Source organism: Spirosoma harenae (assembly GCF_054776975.1).
The window spans coordinates 716,825-739,406 of sequence record NZ_BAAHBD010000008.1 but is presented as its reverse complement, the minus strand read 5'-3'; the positions used below and the strand labels follow the sequence as shown (position 1 = coordinate 739,406).

The following is a 22,582-nucleotide window of genomic DNA, read 5'->3' as shown; positions in this document are numbered from 1 at the left end:
ATTATCACTCCTCCCAAACAAGATCACATCTGCTTTTGCCTGGTAATCGATCAGATTTGTCATATACAGCATATCCTCAATTGTATAGAACCGTGCCGATAGGCCGTGAAAGACAAAAATCCCATGTTCGGCATCGAACCGGCCAGTTACTCCTTTTGTATTCGTAGCGGTAAGGGCGATCTGGTACTTGAGTAAAGCCGAGTTTGAGTAAGAGTTCGTGTGAGAGTTCCATTTTGCGGCCCTATTTTCCTTTCTTAAATATCTTCTGCATTGATTCAGAAAGGTCTTTTTCCTCCAATTCTCTGGTGTAAATCTCGGTTGTCTTTAAACTGCCATGCCCAAGCATAGCCTGAATGTCATAGAGCGTAATATTGGCTTCCCGCTTCATGATTTGCAGGGCATAGTCGGCAAAACTATGGCGAGCACTGTGCATCCGCAGTGGACGAGGTAGCTTTGCCTTTTGCTCAATTTCCCTGAGTCGATTGTTAATCTCTTTATTCCAATGTCTAATCACTTGAGCTAATCGGCTTCGGACCTCAAATGGCGCATTTTTATACTGCTCATGGGTCAACAGTTTTGCATGTGGCTCTGAGTTTTTCAGTAATGGGAGTACGTACGTATCAGGGGAAGATGAGGGAGCCCAAAACTGTTTGAGTAGCAACTGGGCCTCTTCAAATACGGGTGTACTAATCAGGTGCCCTGTCTTCATCATTTCATAGCGAAGGTGAACCGGTTCGCCAGCTTCATTCAACTCAAATTCACGGTACCTCAATTTAAGTACATCCGAAATACGAGCGCCTGCCAACACTCTGGCCAGTAACCAGATTTGAAACGCCATTTCGTGAGTAACTACCCGACGTTTCGATTCAATCTGAATCCCTGTCACCCGCTCTATTGTCTGCTCGTTCAGCTTCGCTTTGGGTGTTTTGGTTTCAGTTAATGGCTCAATTTCAGTCCAGGGGGATTGCAAGGTTGCCTGTTTTTTGGGAATCCCGCGCGACATAAGTACCTCTTCATGCAGCGTGTTTAATCGGCCAATGATTTCGTTGATCGATGACGCTTTTCGTTTATCACCTCGGATTGATTTTGTATCCTGTAAGTGAGATTGAAAAGACAAAGCCGTGATTGGGGTAATGCTTTGCAGTGTGGCTCCCTCTGCCTTATCGGCTAAAAAAGTGTAAAACAGATCACGGGCGCTTTTCTTATTTAGGTAGGTGCCGTAGGCCTGGGATTTAGCCTGTTCAACTACTTTATCCAGCAAGGGGAAATAGAGATCCGAAATGCCTTCCCGGAACCGATCAGCGAGTAGGGTAGGCGTCAGGTAGGGTGTTTCCTCAAGCCAGCCAGTAGCTAGTTTTTTAATTCGTTCATACTCCGCTAGAATTTCAGTATTTAGAGGTTCGCGCTTTGGATGTTTAACAACCCATTTACCCCAGCTTACTTTTCGTTTTGTGGATGGATCTTTCTCCTTTTCCTTTTTTAGTAATTCAGCATCCCAGAATTTTGGCGCATTCTCTATCTTTACTGACGTAAGAACCCGGCCTGGCTTTTGCCCTTTCTGATGCAGTCGTACCATCACCTGCCATCTGCCTGAACGGTCGGCTTTGCTACTGAGTTCGACGTTAAAGGTTAAGCGGGCCATCTGGCTGAAATACTACTGAAATATTCTTATGGAATTTAGCGAAAATAAGGAGAATAAACCAAAAAGCAATAAGGGAGCAGAAGCGCTAAATGCCTCTGTTTTATGGGATTTTTTAGTATTTAGCAAAAGTTGACCAGAATACTAAGCAGTAGTAACTATTTTTGGCAAAATTACTTGACAGACTCCAATGGCCACCGCCAAACCTCTATACGATCGACTCAGTAAGAACATCACGGCTTATCCGCCCGAAGAAGCGCGTGAAATGGCGTTTATGCTCCTCGATCATTATTTCGGTCTACGAAAGACGGATATACTGACTGACAAACCGTTACCGCCTAATCGTACAGAACCGGACTGGTTTAAGATTCTGGAACGGTTAAATCGTCAGGAGCCGATTCAGCACGTTATTGGTACGACGATTTTTTGTGGTCTAGAGTTCGAAGTGTCGCCCGATGTGTTAATTCCGCGTCCTGAAACTGAAGATTTGGTCCGGCTCATCATGCACGATTTTGCCGATCGGACGGATGACGTCCCGATTGTCGACATTGGCACAGGGAGTGGTTGTATTGCTATTACATTGGCAAGATTTCTGCCCCAATCGGTCGTAACGGGTTGGGACGTTTCGGACGAGGCATTGGCGCTGGCTCAACGAAATGCCCAAAATCTGAATGCTGATGTTCAATTTGAAATTCAGGATATTTTAAATGTGCCGACAGATTTTATCCAGCGATTCGATTGCGTAGTGAGTAATCCGCCCTACGTAACTCGCTCAGAAGCAGCCGATATGGATCGGAATGTGTTGGATTACGAACCGGGTCTGGCTCTATTCGTAGACGATAACGATCCTCTGGTTTTTTATAAAGCCGTTGCTGATTTCTGCCTGCATCACCTGACCAAAGACGGAGCTTGCTACGTTGAAATAAACGAGCGTTTTGGCGAAGCTACCCGCCAGGTATTTGCCGACCGGGGTTTCACTAAAATTCAGGTATATAAAGACATTCACGGCAAGGATCGCAGCATACGGGCTACTTTTTAAGAAGTTGTAAACTTTTATAGTTGCAGGGCTATATAGAGTTGTGATTTTTTGAATTGTATATATTTATTTCTAGGCGTTAGCCGACTTTACAATCTATAACCTTACAACTCTATAACTACGTAAGGATGCAACCAACCACTTCATTCAACTACCATTCAAAAATCCGCGAAGTATTCAGTGAGATGAGTAAAGTTGTAGTTGGGCAGGAACGTTTGCTCAACCGACTATTGATCGGGCTATTTACGGGCGGACATATTTTGCTCGAAGGTGTACCGGGACTAGCCAAGACATTAACAATCAATACACTAGCCAAGGTACTCGAACTGGATTTTCAACGAATTCAGTTTACTCCCGATCTGCTTCCTGCCGACTTGATTGGTACGATGATCTTCAACCAGAAAACCTCTGAATTTGAAGTAAAACAAGGGCCAATTTTTGCCAACCTGATTCTCGCCGATGAGGTGAATCGATCGCCGGCCAAAGTTCAATCGGCTTTGCTCGAAGCGATGCAGGAAAAACAGGTCACAATTGGCGAGGAAACATTTGTGCTGGATCGACCATTTCTGGTTTTAGCTACGCAAAATCCGGTGGAACAGGAGGGAACTTACCCATTACCTGAAGCTCAGGTGGACCGATTTATGATGAAAGTCTTTGTGGATTATCTGAACAAAGAAGATGAACTACAGGTCATGCGTCGAATGTCGAATATGAATTTCGACTATGAGGTTCAGCCGGTGCTAGGAAAAGAAGAATTAGTTGCAATTCGTAATGAAATTAATGCGATCGCCATCTCAGAAACGCTGGAACGCTACATCATCGAACTGGTCTTTGCAACACGTCGCCCCCTGGAATACAACCTCCGCGATGAATCGCGATACATTCAGTTTGGTGTTTCACCTCGTGCCACTATTTACCTGAATCTGGCTGCTAAAGCCCTCGCCTACTTCGATCGTCGCGATTACGTACTTCCCGAAGATATCAAAGAAGTTGCTCCTGATGTGTTTAACCATCGGATCATGCTCAACTACGAAGCCGAAGCTAGTGGCGTGACAACTCTACAGGTAATTGATTCGATTTTGCGAAAAGTGGCCATTGGACGATAAGCTTTTTGAACGGCTGAAGCCAATTCAACGTTTTGATTTTAAGGGAATTATTATCCATGAAATCAACACAAGTCTTTCTGTTTATAGGCGCTATTATAGCCGGAGCTTTATGGATTTATGGCACCTACGCTGCCAAACCCCGACCTCCTCACAAACGTCCAGCGGGTGCTACCTCGCCGGGTAATCGGCGACTCGAAAAAACTGATGCTGAGTGGCGGGAAATACTAACCCGGTCGCAATACAACATCACTCGTGAAAGTGGTACGGAATGGCCGGGCAGTAGCGAACTAACTCACGAACATCGAAACGGAGTTTACGCATGCGTATGCTGTCACAATCCGCTTTTTTCCTCCAGAACTAAATTTGACTCCCGAACTGGCTGGCCAAGTTTCTATGCGCCTATCGTTACCAACGCCGTCTATACCGAACCCGATGGCCGACGTACCGAAGTTCGATGTGCTGTTTGCGACGCTCACTTAGGGCATGTGTTCAACGATGGTCCTGAACCAACGGGGCTGCGTTATTGCATGAACGGCGCTGCCTTAGCCTTTTTATTGATGAAATAATGATTGATTTGCAATTCGCGAATTGCAAATTGAAACTATGGGTAAAATCAGAACTGGAAGTAAATGAACTGATTGGACGAGAATACACCGAACAGATAAGTCGTAAACGTAATCAAGCCGAATAGGATAAAAAACAGAACGGTATTGCGTGTCGGAATGGTAAGGTAGAAATGTTCCTTGATCATTAGAAATGCAATCAGGAAAACACTGAACCACATCTCCACCGAATTCATAGGGCTTTCGATTCGATCTGCAAATGAAATGGTTCCGACTCGCCTGAAGATAGTCATAGCATCGCTTAAGGTACGGGACCGGAAGAATACCCATGTGAACAGAAGCAATACAAAGGTTATAACGGTATTGGCAACGGCGCGTATGGGTGATTGGCGACTTTCTCTGTCGTGAACAGGTGAAGTAACCATACGAGGAGGAGTACTGGAGAATCCCATTTTTGCTAATAATTTATCGCGTAAAACGGCTACTACCTGATAAAACCCGTTTAATCCGCCCCAGATTACGTAATTCCAGCTTGGGCCATGCCAAAGTCCGCTCGCTAGAAAGACAATCATCATGTTGATGTATTGCCGAACTTCTCCTTTGCGATTCCCTCCAAGCGGAATGTAGAGATAATCCCGAAACCAAGTGGAAAGCGAAATATGCCAGCGTCGCCAGAATTCAGAAATCGACTGAGCAATATAAGGCGTTCGGAAGTTTTCCATCAGGTTGAACCCCATAACACGGGCCGCTCCAATAGCCACGTCAGAATAGCCCGAAAAATCACAGTAAATTTGAAACGCATAGAACGCAGTTGCTGCTACTAACGTCAGCCCTGTTTGTTCCCCTGGATTACCATAGGCGGAATCGACGAACATGGCGAGCCGGTCGGCAATGACGAGCTTCTTGAACAGCCCGAACGCCATTTGTATCAACCCGGCTTTTACATTCTCAAAATCATATTTGAAGAAGCTATGAAACTGCCATAACACATTTTGTGGCCGCTCGATTGGCCCTGCTACCAATTGCGGGTAGAACATCACGTAGAGAGCATAAATCCCGAAATGTCGTTCGGCTTTCTGATTTCCCCGATACACCTCAATGGTATAGCTCATCGCCTGAAACGTATGAAACGATAAGCCAATGGGCAGAATACTCGAGTCTTTATATGACGATACGCCACCTTTGCCGAAAAAGTATAATACCTTGATGAACACCCGGTTGAGATTCGCTGAGACGGTTTCAGCGATATGGGGCATGTTCAGAAAGTCAAAGAATCCGACGATATTTTCAGCGAAGAAACCCAGATATTTAAAGAATGCCAGAATACCCAGATTTGATACGAGTGAGAGAATCAGTAACCAGCGCCGGGATTTTCCGCTTGTTTTTTCAATCCAGATCCCGGCTATGTAATCAATAATAATTGTTAGAAAGAGAATTAGAATATACGACGGCTGGAAAACCATGTAGAAATAACAACTGGCTACCAGCAACAAGATCCACCGCCCCTGCCACTTCAGACTGAAGTAGCTCAGGGTGATAACAATAAAAAATAATAAAAATTGTAGGGAATTAAAGAGCATTTTTCGTCAATAATCGATGGCCGCTAATCGTCAGTCATTCGGGGTTTCCAGTAGGAATTCAACATCACCTCTGTTGACCATCAACTGAAGACTATCGATTTTCTTAGTACACTTTCTCAATGTTTTCGACAAAATCCTGAAATTGTCGGGCTGGAATAAATTGCATCTGCGTTCGATACGATAAAACAATGAATACCAGCAGAAACGAAATTAGAAAAGCTTGTAAAATAACAATGAGAAATGAAACCACTAGATAGCTAACCCAACCCGGTATAGCCGTATTGTTGAGTAACGTTAAGGCTACAACAACTCCAATGCCAAAAAGTGAAACCAGCGTTATAAACACGCAAAATAGAACCAGCCGAACGGCCATCGTATCCATCAAAACTGATACTGTGCTCAATCCATGGAGCACCAGCGAGACAAAATTCATTTTTGATTCGCCCTCCAATCGCTTCCCACGCTCTAAGGGGATATCCGTATAAGGCAATCGCGATCGGATAACACCTCCTGGATAATTATTCCAGATTGCTGATACATGAACAAGTCTGACTAATTGGGCTGGTGGAATAAAACTGAAATTGCCAAACGCAATCACCTTACCCGTAAGTAATTTAAATACAGCTTTATAGATTTGATAAGAAATCCGAAAAATCACCCCTTCATGACGGCGGGAACGACGGGCAAATATTACCTTATTTACCTGAGCTATCCCTTTTTCCAGTAACATCGGAATATCTTCGGGTTTGTCTTCTCCATCCGAATCCATGACAATCACAGGGTACTTAACCGGCAGTGAAGCCAGATACGACAACCCCAGGGCAATTGCTTTCTGATGCCCCACATTTTGAAAAAGTCGCATGATGGATAAGGATTGTCCTATTCCTGTGGGTAAATGTTCATAGCTTGTTAAAGAACAATCATCAACAATCAGAAAAGCTATTCGATCGACCAGGCTGGGCGGGCAAACTGCCCTGATGCGTTCCAGTAATAGACTGAGCGCTTTCCAGTCGTTAAATAGTGGAATAACTATATGGATGCAGTCTGGATAGATCGTTGAAGGAGAAGTTGACACGATAGAACGGTTGGTCGAGGAGGAAGGTGTTGGGTTTAACGATAGTTATTTTTGTTCCAACTTCTTTGCTGGTACTAAGGGCTGCCGTTGCTGATCTCGAATGACTTCCCGAAGCACATACAATGGGCGGCCCTTCGCCTGGAAAAACAGCCGCAGGACGTATTCGCCAATAAGGCCTAAGGCAATTAATTGAACACCGCTAAACAGAACGATTACGAACAGGAGCGCCGTAAAACCCTGTGGAACATCATGATAAATAAATCGTTTGATCAGCGTTTGTATGAGATAAATTAGCGCTACACCGATCGTAGCCATCCCCAGCCGGGTAATTACTTTGATCGGGTATTCGCTGAAATTGAAAATTCCATTATAGGCCAGCCGTTGCAGCATTTTGAAGGAATACTTTGATTCACCTGCCTGTCGGGCATCTCGTTCATATTCGAAACCGATCTGGCGGAAACCAATCCAGCTACGCATGCCCCGAATAAATCGACTTTCTTCTGGCATTTGATTCAGCACATCCGCTACCCGACGGCTAATGAGCGAAAAGTCTCCGCTGTCTAACGGCATGTCGACGTAGGAAATTGAGCGCATAAATCGATAAAATAAGGCATAAGCTGTTCGTTTAGCCCAATTTTCTTTCCGTTTCTTGCGTACTGCATAAACCACATCATAACCTTCCTGATATTTCTGATAGAAGTCCGTTAGTAATTCAGGGGGGTCCTGCAAATCACCATCGATGATAAATAAGGCTTCAGTACCACGAGCGGCTGCAATACCGGCTGTCAGTGCAATCTGATGCCCATAATTCCGGGAAAGAAACACACAGTGATAGCGGTTATCAGTCAATGCTACCTGCTGCATCAATACGGCCGTATCATCGCGGCTACCATCATCAATGAGGACAACTTCAATGGAAAGGGGAGAAGCCTCCATGACCGCATTTAATCGGGCAACTAAACGCGGAAACGACTCGGTTTCATTATATAGGGGAGCTACAATCGAAATCTGCGGTTCTGACAAGGTAGTAAAGATTGAGTGGGTAGCTGAATTGGCAAAAATACGTTTTTTTGACATTAGCACCAGTTACAATCCTCAGTTGTTAAGGAACGGTAATGGTCTGCGAACTGAATCGAATTGGTTTCTCGTCGCCATCAGCAGGTGTCAGAACACCCACCCGATATTGCCCCGGTGCCAGCATTGGAATAATTAATTCGGCCTGTATCGTGTGGATAGGCCGATTTAGGTAAAAATCACCCGGAGAATAACCGATAGATGATGGAAACAAAAACGTATGTTGTTTCGACTGCACAATGATGGCCGACCGGGGAATAGATTGCGGAAAAGATTTTATCGTTTCAGCCTGATAGCTATAGCCTCCTGCTGTAATCCGTAGGTCAACACTTGTATCAGATGGCATTGTCTGGGCTGGACCCAGTAATGTCTGTTCGTAAGCTGAATAATAAGCTTCTGGATACTGGTAGATGCCCCGTCGAACCGATTCGTTCAGGTTATTACCGGCTTCGGTAGCAAACGTAGTGCCCCAGTTTGGTCCTAAACCGGTTCCATTATGTTTCTGGTTAAAGGCAAAGGTGAGGAGTTTATGCTGCCAATAGGAAATTTTTGGTAATCGGACTATATACCAGGTTCCCCAAACGATCAGGCTTACACTAATTCCTACCCGTATCCATCGATCTACAATTCTGGTAATTTTGTATTCCTCACTTAATACATTAAGATACAGTAAGATGACCAGTAAAGCAGGGTAGATCATATAATTGCTGATCAGCATTACTGCGTACCCAAAACGCGGCCGCAAAAACGCGACGATCACGGCATTCACCATCAGAAAGGTATAACAACCTGTGAAGAAATAACGCCGTTTCCAAAGAGAACTCACCTCTCGATTGTAATTGGCGTTCGTTGATGAATATCCTCTGAACAATGAAATGTTCATCGTCCAAAGTAACCAGAGCATAAACGGGATCAGTACAAAGCCCGCCAAGGTGGGTAATACACTACGCAACAGGATAGAGCCTTCGGGTAAAAAATCAAAAAGCCCACCCGTAAACGTAAAGAATCCTAAAAAGACTAAGTGCGGGTGTTCAAGGAAAAACGTAATGCTACTGTCGTTCCCCTGCGCGTTCTTAAAATCATGAAAATACAGCAGAATTGTCGTTACGCCTAAGCCTAACCAAATTGCCAATCGCCCCCAGTTTCGTTGCTGCACTAGTATAACCGCACCAGCTACCCAGCCAAACAGCCCGTTACTCATCGAAAACGACGTCAGGACTTGCAAACCGGTGCCGATAGCAAAGCGATTTCGGTCACCGTTGGCCAGTAAATACAAAACAGTGACAATCATGGCCAATACGACCTGATGCTGCAGACTGGTAATTGCCCAGGTTGTGGTGAGGTAATACTGCGGTTGTAGTAACAGAAACGGTACAGGCACAAAAGCCAATAGCGGGAGATTGGTTGATCGAAAAATCAGGTAAAAGATACTTAAAAGCCCCAGCAGGAAAAGAAAGGCCGTAAGAATTAACCAACGAAAATTGACCGTACCAGTAAGGTTATAGAAGACTAATGTAATCAGCTTACCGACCAGAATCCGGTGCTCGTTGTTTGGCTTGAGCAACCAGTAAATTTTTTCATTCGTTGTTTGGGCATCAAGATAACCCAAAATAAAACCAAGGAATGCCTCGATGTCATCTACCCAAGGTACATCGACCATGTACACAAACAACAGCAGGCTGAAGCAAATAACAGGAACGGCAATCAGTACACGAGCCAGAGTCCGTAATCGGCCGGAAACAAACGACTGATTACTAGCGAAAGAAACAAAAGACATAGCAGATATGATCACTTCGCTGGTTGACCAGATTTAGTGTCCAGTGTGATTGTTTGTTTATGAAAAAAATCAGCCCAACAACGATTCCACAGATGTTGGGGGGTGTCGTGGATATCGTCAAGGAATAAGGAAACCGGATAATGACTCAACGGAGCTATTGTCGCCTGAGCATTGCCCGGCTTCGACAGAAATGCATAGCGATCCAGCATCTCCCGGTCATATTGGGCCGCTCGTCCGCTGAGCCAGTCGCCATATGCCGTTGATAAAACAGGCCCCATCGATGCCGCTACGAGAGCCCACCCAATAGCTATGAATAGTACAGGGCGAAGGTAAGGAGTCAATTTATCAGGGTTAACACTATGTCGAATTGTTACAATAACGAGAGTTAAGGTATACAGTAGGCAGAGCAGGAAAGTCAGATTGACCAGATTAAGTAACCGTGGAATTGGTGGAATCCCTACGCCATAAAAGTGTAAGGATATAAGCCCGATCACCGTAGCAAAACTGTACAATAACCCCCAAACAGGGTGGAGACGTAAATAAGGAGGCAAATCGTCTTTTCGACGGCTTATACCCGCTAATTTCCAGGCAATTGGCAAGTAGAGGATCGACAATGGTAGCCAGGGAGTAGTCAGTAATTGCTTCGGTAAATAAGTGAGGGCAAACTTGAGAGATGAAATCAGTGTGAACGGAATATTTCGCCCTTCGGGATTGCCTCCCATACGAATAGCATTGCCAGGAGCTTTCATCAGATAGTAAACAGCAATTCCCGCTACAACCAGCAAAATAAGCACCGTAACCGACACGCGACGTCGTTGAAGCAAATCGCCAAAGGCAATCATTCCCAGGACTGATAGTGCCAACACCATCGTCATTTCACTTGATCCAATGATGGCTGCAACAAGCAGGCTTTCTACCACAATATAGCCTGATTTCCAGTTGAATCCTCGCTGTTGATGAGCCATCAGCACAGCGAGCAGAAATAAAAATAGCGTACTGGAAAGTCCGTAACTGGCTAATCCCGTGTACCAATACAAATATTCAGGAATAGTAGACAGGGTTGAGAGAAATCCAACGAAAATGCCCAGCACCAATCCCCACTTAAGAATTGGATCAGAAAAAGCGCGAAGCCACTGTCTGGCGACTGCATAGCATCCACCGATTATCAGAGCCATCAGGATTATGGGGTAGATTTTATACCCTCCATACCACCCAATGACAACGGGATTGGTATGCACAATAAAATTATGGAAGAACCTACCCGTCCAGCCATCGTAATAAAGTTGCTGGGCTCCCCAGAAGCCGTAGTGAATAACCGTATTTGCGAAACAATAATCGTCGGTGGGAGAAGGGTGGTTATATGTGGCCAGCGCAATCAATGGAGTCAGTAAGACAACCGAAAAAAGGCCCAGCAAAACGGTAATAAGTCGCGATAAAGATTCAGACATAGGTTCGTTAAGAATCAAGTCGAGGTAGGAAGTTGTGCCTCTGTTTTTGTTAGTCGGCTATTGAGAAATGGATACGCTAAGACAGCCGCCAGAATTACTAGGGTTCCGCCGTAAAAGCCTAGAGTCATTCGTTCTGTATCGCCAAATATCAGCACCGCTAGTAAGATGCCATAAACTGGCTCCAAATTTACCGTTAATACGGCCATATACGGTGAGAATTTTCGTAACAGGCCGACACCAATCGTATAAGCATACACAGTGCACACCAGGGAAAGTATCAATAACCATACCCATTGCATAGCCGATTCGGGTACATAGTGAACTGTTTCGGCAACATCCGGCGAAGTGGTGAATCGGACCAGAAGCCATAGCCCGAAAGCACCTACAGAAGCTCCCGCCATTTCATAAAAGGAAATGACCAGGGCATTGTATCGCTGTGTGAACCGACTATTAATAATCGTAAAGAGCGACGAAAGCATAGCTGAAAAAACGGCAACTACTAATCCGGCGACCTTATCGAATTCAAATCGAAAAATCAGGTAGAGTCCAGCCATTACCACAATTCCTAATATGACCTCAACAAGTCGCACTCGCCGACGTAGTATAAGGGGTTCTAATACACTGGCCCACAAGGAACTGGTAGCCATACCGGCCAGACAAACCGATACATTGGCTAATCGGGCGGCCAGAAAAAACATGACCCAGTGCAAACCGATTAGCCCCCCTGTTGCCAGTAATCGCCAATAATCAGTGGAAGCTACCCGCAGATTCTGGCCACGTACGAGCAACACTGCTCCCATGCCCAAAACCGCCAGCACTGTTCGGAATAACACCACTGCCGACGCGTCGAGCGGAACTAGTAGCTTACCCAGAATAGCCGTAAAACCCCAGATCAGAACGATGAAATGGAGTTGCAGATAATCCGTAAAGGAAGGCGAGTCTTTCATTAGTGATAATCGATGAGTGATGAACGATGAGTGATAAATAGTCCACGTCAGCTAACCGCTACGGCAGACCGTTTATCACTCATCATTCATTGCTCATCACTCAACATTATCTCGGGATTGTGTTGTACAATAACACCCCAATGGCGGCAAAAATAGCGTTTGGCAACCAGACTGCCACAATCGGATTGAGATTGCCCGACTCGGCAATCCCTTTTGCCAGCATAAAAAACAGCAAATATGTAAATGCCAGAATAAATCCCAGTGCCACTTGCCAGCCAACTCCCCGGCGACTTTTCCGGGCTGACATAATCACACCAATAACCGTCAGGATAATGATGGCAAATGGGCGAGTATCGCGACTATATTTTTCGATCAAATACGTTTCAACTCCGTCTGACCCACGGCTTTGCAGTAGACTAATGTAATCGTTCAGTTCCGGACGGGTAAGCGTTTCAAAGAGGTGGAAATTGGAACTGAAATCATCTGGTTTCAGATTCAGCGTGGTGTCGATGCGTGTACCGGGCGTCAGCGTTTCTTTCATGCCATTGATTTCCCGGATTTTATAATCAACAATCGCCCATTTCTTCTTTTTGGCGTCCCATTCGATATGATCGGCTGATAACTTCTGTTTCAGTTGATTTCCTTCTATTTTTTCAAGGGTAAACTTATAGCCCGTGTTGCTAAAGTTATTGTAACTCTCCAGATAGGCATATGTATTAGGAGCAATTGTCAGATGTACGTTCCGCCCCGAGTACGTAAAGGCTTCATTAATGTACTTTATTTCAAAACCAAGTCGGATTTTATTAGCCTGCGGGATAATGTAATTGACCATAAAATAGGTCGCGATCGCCAGCATACATGCACCAAGCGTGTATGGAAATAGCAGGCGAACAAAACTGACGCCACTACTCAGGATCGCAATAATTTCTGTACGGGAAGCGAGTCGGGAAGTCAGGAAGACGGTGGCGATAAACACCATCAACGGACTAATATAATTCGCCCAGTAAGGAATGAAGTTGAAGTAATAATCCCACAGAATTTCTTTACCGGGTACATTATGCTTGTGAAAATTATCCACCTTTTCAGTGTAATCGATCATCACAACCACCAATACAATCACCAGTACAACAAAGATGTAGGTCTGTAGAAAGCGCTTAAGGATATACCAGTCTAATAATTTCATAAAAAATAGCCGTCGGTCGAGAGTGAGTAGCCAAGTATGGGTGTTACTGATCACTAATTATCGACCATTACCTAATTCACTAATAAATTTTTTGCGACTTCGTAACTGACAAACAAAGGACGATCCGTTTCGGTGTGAACGAGTAACGACTTATCGAAGGCATTGATTTCGCGAATCCGTACAGTACAACCCAAGGCTAGCCCTGAATGGTCGAGGTATTGCAGGAATTCCGTTGAATGTTCCAGTACTGCCATGAGGCAAACCGCTTCACCAAGTCCTGCATCCGATAATTTACGATAGCCTGTTTCGGGCATCTGGCCTGCAGGCGTTGGTATAGGATCGCCGTGCGGATCAAACTGTGGATGCCCTAAATACGTATCTAATCGGGTAACTAATTCTTCCGATCGAATATGCTCCAGTTCTTCCGCAATTTCATGGACCTTATCCCAACTAAAGCCCAGTTTTTCAACCAGAAAGACTTCCCAGAGACGATGTTTGCGAATGATTTGCAACGCCAGGCGCTCTCCTTCGTCCGTCAACCGTACGCCCTGGTATTTCTTATAATGAATTAGTTGTTTGTCAGCGAGTTTACGCAACATATCGGTCACGGAAGCCGCTTTTGTGGCTGTCATTTCTGCCAGCGCGTTTGTACTAACCTCTCCCTGCTGTCGATTGGCAAGGTTATAGATAGTTTTTAGATAATTCTCTTCCGTGAAGGATTGCATAGCGACAGCACTCTTGATCAGAACGGCAAAATAAAGACAAACAGTTTAGAGGCAAAGATAATTTTTATGTTAAACTTTCTAAAAATTTAGACTGGCCTAAATTTTTATTTCAACAATCCTTATATTTGTTTCGTTATTAGCATACGAGACCGAATCAGTCTTACTGAATACAACTTGACGAATGGAAGCAACCAATACTTCAACGAAAAAATGGAAGCCTGAAGAGGTCGTAAACTCTCTGGCTGACGTTCATAGCTCGATTCATGTACCTAAGGGTGGTGGATTTTTTAAAACCTTGCGGGCATATGCTGGCCCTGGCCTTATGGTTGCCGTGGGGTATATGGACCCTGGCAACTGGGCAACCGATATTGCTGGCGGTGCCCGGTTTGGTTATAAACTTCTGTCCGTTGTGCTGATTTCCAACTTGTTCGCTATTCTTCTTCAGCATCTTGCGTTGAAGTTGGGTATTGCAACAGGGCGGGATCTGGCTCAGGCCTGTCGTGATCATTTTAGTCGTCCGGTAGGCATGATACTGTGGTTGCTGGCCGAAATTGCCATTGTGGCCTGTGATCTGGCCGAAGTGATTGGGTCGGCTATTGCGCTGAATTTATTATTTGGGTTACCACTTACGATAGGCGTTCTGATAACCGCTCTGGATGTGGTTTTGCTGTTGTATTTACAGAATAAAGGCTTTCAAATTCTCGAGCGAGTAGTAGCCAGCCTGATTTTTCTGATTGTAGGTTGTTTTGGCTATGAACTGATCGTTTCTCAGCCCGCCATTGCTGATGTTGCCGCCGGACTGATTCCACGAAAAGAGATTATCACCAATCCTACCATGCTCTACATTGCCATTGGTATTTTAGGGGCAACCGTTATGCCGCATAACCTGTACTTACACTCAAGCATTGTACAAACCCGCGATTATAGTCGTACTGATGAAGGCCGTCAGGTAGCGATTAAATACGCAACCATCGATTCGACCGTATCCTTATTTCTTGCTTTTTTTATCAATGCTGCCATTTTGATTCTGGCTGCGGCTACATTCCATTTTTCAGGCAATCAGAGCGTAGCCGATATTTCAGAAGCATATCATCTACTTGATCCGATTCTAGGGGTGAAATTAGCGGGAATCCTATTCGCCGTTGCTCTATTAGCGTCTGGTCAGAATTCAACCTTAACGGGTACGCTGGCAGGGCAGATTGTCATGGAAGGCTTCCTGAATCTGCGCATTAAACCGTGGGTCCGTCGACTTATTACACGCTTAGCGGCTATTATTCCAGCACTCATTGTCGCTATTTTATACGGCGAGCAGGGAACGTCAGAATTACTGGTACTTAGTCAAGTGGTTTTATCCTTACAGCTCAGTTTCGCGGTTGTCCCGCTCGTTATGTTCACTAACGAGAAGGCCAAAATGGGCGTTTTTGCGAATCCTGGCTGGCTCAAAATAGCGTCGTGGATAGTAGCCGTTATTATTATTAGCCTGAACGGCTACCTACTCTGGGATACGATTGCGTAGTATCTTCAAGCGTCTCGCTCTTTTTTCAAATTGTTGAGGAGCTTTTCCATCCCCCATATCCAGAAATTTTTTTGAAAAAGTTGAAATTTTTTTCGTCTACGCAAAAAGACTGCGCAGATAGCCAAAACCTTTGTATCGTCAAGTTTATAAAAACAACGACGATCATGAAATTCAACTTTTTTAACCGCAATGAATCGACAACCGTCAACTATGAGGGAGCAAAAGCGTACGTGTTGACGCCTGAAATGGAGTTATACGCAGCCGTAGTGACCACTATGCTGAACGATTCGCATTATGAAAAAGGGGCTGAGCGATTAACCCGCATCCGCTCACTGATCAATCAGGTCGATCCGGTATTTGTTGCCAAACTGGCTGTATATGCTCGTGAATACATGTACCTGCGGTCTGCGCCAGTTGTGTTAGTTAGCGAACTGGCAAAAGTCCATAATGGCGATGGTTTAGTAAGCCAGACAGTTAATCGTACGGTGCAGCGTCCTGATGAAATTACGGAGCTGCTGGCTTATTACCAGTTAGCAAACGAACGAAAAGGTGCTAAAAAGCTGAATCGAATGTCGAAACAGATGCAGAAAGGTTTGGCTACGGCATTCAACAAGTTCGACGAATACCAGTTTGCCAAATACAACCGAGATGCGGCTGTTAAACTCCGCGACGCTTTATTTCTGGTTCACCCGAAGGCTGCAAGCGAAAACCAGCAGGCTATTTTTAATAAAATCGTAGCCGGAACGCTGAGCACGCCCTATACATGGGAAACGGAATTAAGCGCGTTGGGACAAACTAAATTTGAAACGGAAGCGCAGAAATCATTTGCTGTTCGAGCAAAATGGGAAGAACTCATTACGAGCGGACGGCTGGGTTATATGGCTACCTTACGGAACCTGCGCAACATGCTTGAAGCGGGAATTAGCGGAGCACACGTTGAAACAGTCTGTGCCTTGCTGTCCAGCGAACAAGCCGTTCGGAAAGCCAAACAGTTGCCGTTTCGGTTCTTGTCGGCCTACCGCGAACTGAAAGCACTGAAACTTGGTCATGTACCGATGATACTCAATGCTCTGGAAAGTGCGGTAGTAGCGAGCATTGCTAACCTGCGCGGTTTCGGAGCCGACACCCGCGTAGTGGTTGCCTGCGACGTGTCGGGATCAATGCAGAAAACAGTTTCGCCAAACAGCAAAGTGCAACTGTACGACATTGGTTTGTTATTGGGAATGCTGTTGCAGTCGAAAAGTAAAAACGTACTGAGCGGTATGTTTGGCGATCGCTGGAAAACCATCGCATTACCCTCGCGTCAGGTGCTGGCTAACGTAGACGAGTTTTATCGACGCGAAGGCGAAGTGGGTTATTCGACCAACGGGTATCTGGTTATTGACGACCTCATCCGCCGGCGCTACAAAGCCGATAAAGTGATGTTGTTTACTGATACGCAGTTGTGGGATAGCAATACCCAGAATACGTCGTTTGCCAACATGCTGAACGCAAAGTGGACGCGGTACAAGCAATTGTTTCCTGATGCCCGACTATACCTGTTCGATCTGGCGGGGTATGGCAACACGCCCGTTCGCGTAGAGCAGAATGATGTGTATCTGATTGCAGGTTGGTCAGATAAAGTGTTCGATGTATTACAGGCGCTCGAAGAGGGCCAAACGACGCTAAGCGCCATTGAACAGATTGTACTTTGAAATAAGCTCTGGCTGGTGAAGATCAGTCAGAGCTATTAAAAAAACAGGATGTCGTAGAGGTGGGTTACTTCGCTCCATACGGGGAGGAATCATGTGGCTTCCATCGTGAAGTGAGATGGTCTGGTTCGACTCCAGCAAGAGCAATGCCCCACTTTTTATGTTCCCACTTCGTCTGTTACTCCTGTTTCTATTTTAAAAATTAATGCAGGTGCCGTAGAATAGGGTTACTTCGCTAGCGACGATAGGGTCGCCGGTTCGAATCCGGCCATTAGGGTTCGCTCTAATGTAGCTCAGTGGTAGAGCATATATGTACCTTATTCGCCTGTTGCCCTGCAATAGTAACAGTCCCAAAATAGGTGTCGTAGAGCAGAATTTCTTCGTCCCATATGGAGGTGATGGTACAATCCATCTCACTGAATTATCAGTGATAGATCAATCAGATCACCAATCTAGAGTCTGCTCGGCTGTTACCCGATTTTGGGATTTTTTGTAGAAGTAGTTAGCACAGAAGCCGCTGTTATTTAGTGAGATTTGCCTATGAATTTTATAGAGTTCTTCATGGTGAAAATCACTATCTATAAACAGTAAGCGTATTCAGAAGAATATATCCCCTCTCGGCCCCTCAAAATTGGGCATTCAGGAAGATTCATTTTATCTGGTTAAGCTTCTAAGCCAATTTCGCATTGTCAAAAAATAACTCGCCACTGCGAACCAAGGCTATGAAAATAACACTACTTCTTCTTTTACTTACCAGTACAACGTTTGCCCAGTTTGGTCCGGGCGGTGGGGGGCCGGGTGGCGGACGACCAGGCGGTTTCGGTGGCCCCGGTGATTTCGGGCAAAAAAAGGAAAAAACGTTTATTCCGGGTACTGATACCGATAATCAACCAAAAGGCAATGGAAAAGTGGCTGGTATTCTAATGGATTCAACCACCAATAAACCCGTTGAATACGCTACGATTGCGCTTATCAGCACAAAGACAAATAAGCCCATTGACGGTACGACTGCTGATGATAAAGGCCGTTTTTCGCTGACCAAACTGGCTCCCGGCACTTACAAGCTGCAATATTCCTTTATCGGCTACAAAAACCGTACATCGTCTACAATTACCATCGAGAAAGGCACAGATATTAATGTAGGTGTAGTGAATCTGCCTCCTGATGTCCGAACGCTCACCGAAGTAAACGTGACAGGGCAGTCGAACATGATCGAAGAGAAGGTAGACCGACTGGTGTATAATGCCGAAAAAGACCTGACGACCAAAGGTGGAGATGCTGCTGATGTGATGCGAAAAGTACCTATGTTGACTGTCGATCTGGACGGTAATCTTACTCTACGTGGCAGCAGCAATATTCAGGTGCTGATTAATAATAAACCCAGTACGATCGTGGCCAGCAGCGTGGCCGATGCTCTGCGGCAGATTCCTGCTGACATGATCAAGAGTGTCGAAGTAATCACTAGCCCCTCAGCCAAATACGATGCTGAAGGTTCGGGCGGTATTATCAATATCGTTACCAAGAAAACCACCCTGCAGGGGCTGACGCTGGACGTGAACAGTGGCGTAGGCAACCGGGGTGCCAATTTGGGCCTGAATGCGAATTACCGCACCGGCAAAATGGGCTTCTCACTGAGTGGATTTGGCCGGGCCGAATACAATGTCAAAGGTGAATTTGAGAATACGCAAACAACGAAAACGGCCAACGGAAATCAAGTGACTATTCAGAATGCGAATACACTCACAGAACGATTGTTTGGTAATTACCAGCTAGGTTGGGATTACGACATCGACAAGAATACATCACTGACTGCCAGCGTACGCTATGGTGCCCGCAACAGTAATCAAACCCAGAATGGCTTGTTGACCACTACTTATCTGCCCGGTGCCGTTACGCCCGTGCTCAACGCCCGCGATGTGATCACGAAAGATATCAATGGTAATGTCGACGCCAACGTAACGTATACGAAAATCTATAAGCCACAGCAGGAATTGAGCGTTCTGGGATTATACAGCCTTAATAATCGGCAAAATAACTTCACAGCCGACTTGCTCAGTTCGACTGATTTACACACGATCCTATCCCGTCAACGGAACGATAACCCCAGTAATAACCAGGAATCGACGCTTCAGATTGACTACCAGACTCCCGTTGGACAGAAAAATCTGCTTGAGTTTGGCGGTAAAGGCATTATCCGACAGGTTAACAGCGATTATACCTATTACACCGCTCAGGGAACCACGGGTGAGTATATAGTGGATAATACCCGTCAGAATAATTCACTAAATTATCAGCAGAATATTTTGGGCGTGTATGCTTCCTGGACGGCCGCTCTTCCCCGAAAATATACCCTTAAGGCAGGTGCCCGGTATGAATACACCCTCCTTGATGCCCGGTTTGGCTCTGAACAGACAGGTACTCCGATTTCGCTCTCTAATTATGGAAATCTGGTGCCAAGCATCAATATTTCAAAAAGCCTGTCGAAAGGCAAAACGCTCAAACTGGCTTATAACCGACGGATTCAGCGACCAGGGATTCAGTTTCTTAATCCAAATGTTAACATAGCCAATCCAACCAACATCAGTCAGGGAAATCCCTATCTTTCGCCCGAACTGACCGATAATGTTGAATTAAGCCTGTCGTTGCCCATTAAATCGGTTTACCTGACAGCTGCGTTGTTTGCCCGTCGGACCAACAACGAAATTACCAGCGTACGCGATACCGCTTCCGTTCTGGTAAATAATGTACGTCAAACGGCTATTCGAACTAATTTCCAGAACGTAGGGTACGAAGACACATACGGCATTAATGTATTTGGTAATATCAATCTGTCGTCGAAGCTACAGATCAATGGGGGCTTCGATCTGATGCATGTGAACCTGACTAACAATAATGCCAATCCAATTTATTCGGCTGCCAACTCGGGATGGGTGCTCGGTGGTCGGTTGTTTGGTACCTATACCATAGGAAGCGGCTGGGGCATTCAGGGCGGTGGTGGTATGATGGGTCGGCGCGTTCAGTTGCAGGGTTATCAGGGGGCGTTTGCCTTCTACAACATCGGCTTCCGGAAAGATATTGCCCAAAAGAAAGGGAGTATTGGTTTAGTGGCTGAGAATTTCCTGAATCATCCATTCCTGGTCCGATCGGAGTCAGTATCGCCTATTCTGAGTCAGTCGAGCGTCAACAGTTTCTACAACGCTGGGGTCAAGCTAACATTTGCCTATAAAATCGGGAAGATGAAGTTTGTGGATTCGAAGCGGAAGAAATCGATTGATAACGACGACGTGAAAGGTGGCGAAGGGGGTGGTGATAATCAACAACAAGCTGCGCCCGGTGGTGGTCGCCCACGTTCATAACAATGCTTAAAAGGGTTAATTATCAGTAGGTCAATTTATTAAACTAACCTACTGATAATTAACCCTTTTAGCTTCTTTCAAATAGTTGCAGGTACGCCAACTTCGATATGTTGATGGGAATTATATAACGCATTTATTGTATTTCATAGACATCGTAATTAGGGAATCGATGCTTTAGCTGGTAATGATCGGTTGTCAGACCGGGGAAAGAAGTTACTGTTTCGTTGGAGCGCGTAATCAAAAAGCGAATAGCACCCTGGCGAATTTGATTATCCAGCGCCGAATAATTAAACTTTTTACGAGGATACATAACGGCTTCGACCATATCCTGTTGCGGAATCAGGCAGTTTTGATAGAGTAGACCGTTCAGGTAGCAATAATTATAATCCGTAACGAACACCGATTCAGAAGGCTTTAGATCAAGCGTATTCTTCAGGTAATCAGCAATTTGTTTTTGCTGGTAATAAGGTTCCTCAGAAAGCGCGTTCGTTTTCAGTACACGCATCCAATTGAAATTGGTAATATTAGGCAGTACCGCCCAAACCACTGCCGACATGAATAGTATACGACCCGTAAGTCCCACTTCACGCATTGTGAGTGTCTGTTGCCGTAGCCAGATCACCACCATTAGGCCAGTCAGAGCTATATATTCGGTAAAATAATTCAAGGCCGATCCCCATTTTAAGCTGGTAATCAGCGAAAATCCAAAGATGACCAGCACGGCCCAACCCAGCCAGTAGTAATCGGATCTGGATTGCCGCATGAGCCAAATGGCTAACGGTAAACCCACCGCATTCTGAAAACTGAACGTCCGAAAGTAGTGGTCAATAATATTGGTCCTGAACGAAGCCAGATCTATGCCCTGATCCACACCTTTAACAATATTTTTGTAGAGCAACACTGGATCATGTTCGGGCATTAAACCGACTAAAAAGATGGCGCCCAATAGGCTTGCGCTGGTGCCTAGAATGATGGCCTTACCCCATTGTTTCTGATAAAGAGCATAATAACCAGTTATAATAACCGGTAAAACAACACCAGACTGTTTTGTTGCAATGGCCAGGCCAGCCACGATAACCATACTTGCCAGCCAAGGATCTCCCTCTCTAGGTTGGCTCGCCCGAATTGCCCGGAGCCCCGAATAGAGAGTTGCCATTACTAGTAAATTATAAATACTGTCGGGTCGGGAATAGGCTTGTGGTGGTAACAGGATAAATGCAACAGTAGCGATAGCCAGGCTTACTCGGGTACTCGTTCGAAATTGACGACTTAATTTGAAGAGCATGAAGGCATAAGCTATATTAGCCAGTAGCGATATTACCCGGCTAACTCGATAAATGCCCAGCGTATCGTCAGAATCAATATCGGCCAGATAACCGAACGCAGCGACAATTCGGTAATAGAATGGACTGTATTGGGTGATGGCATACGGGGCCGCTTCTGGATTCGTATAAAGCGGAAAACCTGCCATGTACCGCTGAACGGAATAAATCACATTGCTTTCTATACCACCAATGTCTGAGCTGGCCAGAAAAATCAGTCGAAAACGTACAATCAATGTAGCCGCCAGACAGACCAACAGGAAAATCAGTAAGGGGAATGGTAAACCCAGCTTTTTGGATACGCGAGGTTTGTCATAGCGTTTCGGAAGGGTGGAGAGATTTTCAGCGTTGGGCTTTAGGGGTAGAGTAATAGTAGCAGCCATATCATAAACGTCTAGGTTGGATAACTTTAGTTAAGGCTTTGTAAATCAATTGTAAGCGTAAGTAAGTGGATCAGAAAGTAAGCTATGCTTTGAGAAAACGGTCTGATTTACCCGCCACTTAATCAATTATTGAGTACAAGCAAGATGAATGCCACATAACG

The 22,582-nt window shown here is 45.2% G+C and carries 16 protein-coding genes; 6 read left to right on the top strand and 10 right to left on the bottom strand.

Going from position 1 to position 22,582, the window contains the following annotated elements:
• Positions 1 to 241: 241 nt before the first annotated feature.
• Entirely contained in the window at positions 242 to 1,642 is a 1,401-nt protein-coding gene (locus tag ACYVE4_RS11385; RefSeq protein WP_461039948.1) for a tyrosine-type recombinase/integrase, read from the bottom strand.
• A 187-nt stretch (positions 1,643 to 1,829) separates the two neighbouring features.
• Between ACYVE4_RS11385 and prmC the strand changes: the two genes are divergently transcribed.
• The 3 genes from prmC to msrB all read left to right on the top strand — a co-directional run bounded on the left by prmC (position 1,830) and on the right by msrB (position 4,347).
• Positions 1,830 to 2,678: a peptide chain release factor N(5)-glutamine methyltransferase gene (gene prmC, locus ACYVE4_RS11380; RefSeq protein WP_461039946.1), complete on the top strand. Its 849-nt coding sequence runs from the start codon at positions 1,830 to 1,832 to the stop codon at positions 2,676 to 2,678.
• Between the two features lie 125 nt (positions 2,679 to 2,803).
• Entirely contained in the window at positions 2,804 to 3,781 is a 978-nt protein-coding gene (locus ACYVE4_RS11375) for an AAA family ATPase (RefSeq protein ID WP_461039945.1), read from the top strand.
• 56 nt (positions 3,782 to 3,837) lie between these two features.
• Entirely contained in the window at positions 3,838 to 4,347 is a 510-nt protein-coding gene (msrB, locus tag ACYVE4_RS11370) for a peptide-methionine (R)-S-oxide reductase MsrB (RefSeq protein ID WP_461039944.1), read from the top strand.
• Between the two features lie 47 nt (positions 4,348 to 4,394).
• Here msrB and ACYVE4_RS11365 read toward each other — a convergent pair whose 3' ends face one another.
• The 8 genes from ACYVE4_RS11365 to ACYVE4_RS11330 form a co-directional block, all read right to left on the bottom strand.
• Entirely contained in the window at positions 4,395 to 5,924 is a 1,530-nt protein-coding gene (locus ACYVE4_RS11365; RefSeq protein ID WP_461039943.1) for an MBOAT family O-acyltransferase, read from the bottom strand.
• Between the two features lie 103 nt (positions 5,925 to 6,027).
• Positions 6,028 to 6,999, bottom strand: coding sequence for a glycosyltransferase (locus ACYVE4_RS11360; RefSeq protein ID WP_461039942.1), 972 nt, complete (start codon positions 6,997 to 6,999; stop codon positions 6,028 to 6,030).
• Positions 7,000 to 7,044: 45 nt separating this feature from the next.
• On the bottom strand, positions 7,045 to 8,076 hold the full coding sequence (locus tag ACYVE4_RS11355; RefSeq protein ID WP_461039940.1) for a glycosyltransferase family 2 protein: 1,032 nt from the start codon (positions 8,074 to 8,076) through the stop codon (positions 7,045 to 7,047).
• A gap of 25 nt (positions 8,077 to 8,101) precedes the next feature.
• Complete coding sequence (locus ACYVE4_RS11350; RefSeq protein ID WP_461039938.1) at positions 8,102 to 9,850, bottom strand: hypothetical protein; 1,749 nt, start codon at positions 9,848 to 9,850, stop codon at positions 8,102 to 8,104.
• An 11-nt stretch (positions 9,851 to 9,861) separates the two neighbouring features.
• A complete protein-coding gene (locus tag ACYVE4_RS11345; RefSeq protein ID WP_461039936.1) occupies positions 9,862 to 11,298 on the bottom strand; it encodes a DUF6056 family protein in 1,437 nt (478 codons plus the stop codon).
• Between the two features lie 14 nt (positions 11,299 to 11,312).
• A complete protein-coding gene (locus tag ACYVE4_RS11340) occupies positions 11,313 to 12,245 on the bottom strand; it encodes a DMT family transporter (RefSeq protein WP_461039934.1) in 933 nt (310 codons plus the stop codon).
• A gap of 106 nt (positions 12,246 to 12,351) precedes the next feature.
• Complete coding sequence (locus ACYVE4_RS11335; protein WP_461039932.1) at positions 12,352 to 13,428, bottom strand: LptF/LptG family permease; 1,077 nt, start codon at positions 13,426 to 13,428, stop codon at positions 12,352 to 12,354.
• Positions 13,429 to 13,499: 71 nt separating this feature from the next.
• Positions 13,500 to 14,153: a metal-dependent transcriptional regulator gene (locus ACYVE4_RS11330; protein ID WP_461039930.1), complete on the bottom strand. Its 654-nt coding sequence runs from the start codon at positions 14,151 to 14,153 to the stop codon at positions 13,500 to 13,502.
• 181 nt (positions 14,154 to 14,334) lie between these two features.
• Here ACYVE4_RS11330 and ACYVE4_RS11325 point away from each other — a divergent pair, with 181 nt between their 5' ends.
• The 3 genes from ACYVE4_RS11325 to ACYVE4_RS11315 all read left to right on the top strand — a co-directional run bounded on the left by ACYVE4_RS11325 (position 14,335) and on the right by ACYVE4_RS11315 (position 20,716).
• Positions 14,335 to 15,669, top strand: a complete 1,335-nt coding sequence (locus ACYVE4_RS11325; protein ID WP_461039928.1) for an Nramp family divalent metal transporter — start codon at positions 14,335 to 14,337, stop codon at positions 15,667 to 15,669.
• Between the two features lie 164 nt (positions 15,670 to 15,833).
• Positions 15,834 to 17,363, top strand: coding sequence for a TROVE domain-containing protein (locus ACYVE4_RS11320; protein WP_461039927.1), 1,530 nt, complete (start codon positions 15,834 to 15,836; stop codon positions 17,361 to 17,363).
• Between the two features lie 719 nt (positions 17,364 to 18,082).
• Positions 18,083 to 20,716 (top strand): TonB-dependent receptor, encoded by a 2,634-nt coding sequence (locus ACYVE4_RS11315; protein ID WP_461039925.1) that lies wholly within the window; start codon positions 18,083 to 18,085, stop codon positions 20,714 to 20,716.
• Positions 20,717 to 20,849: 133 nt separating this feature from the next.
• On the opposite strand, the gene ACYVE4_RS11310 is transcribed toward ACYVE4_RS11315, so the two are convergent.
• On the bottom strand, positions 20,850 to 22,421 hold the full coding sequence (locus ACYVE4_RS11310) for an ArnT family glycosyltransferase (RefSeq protein WP_461039924.1): 1,572 nt from the start codon (positions 22,419 to 22,421) through the stop codon (positions 20,850 to 20,852).
• Positions 22,422 to 22,582: the final 161 nt, after the last annotated feature.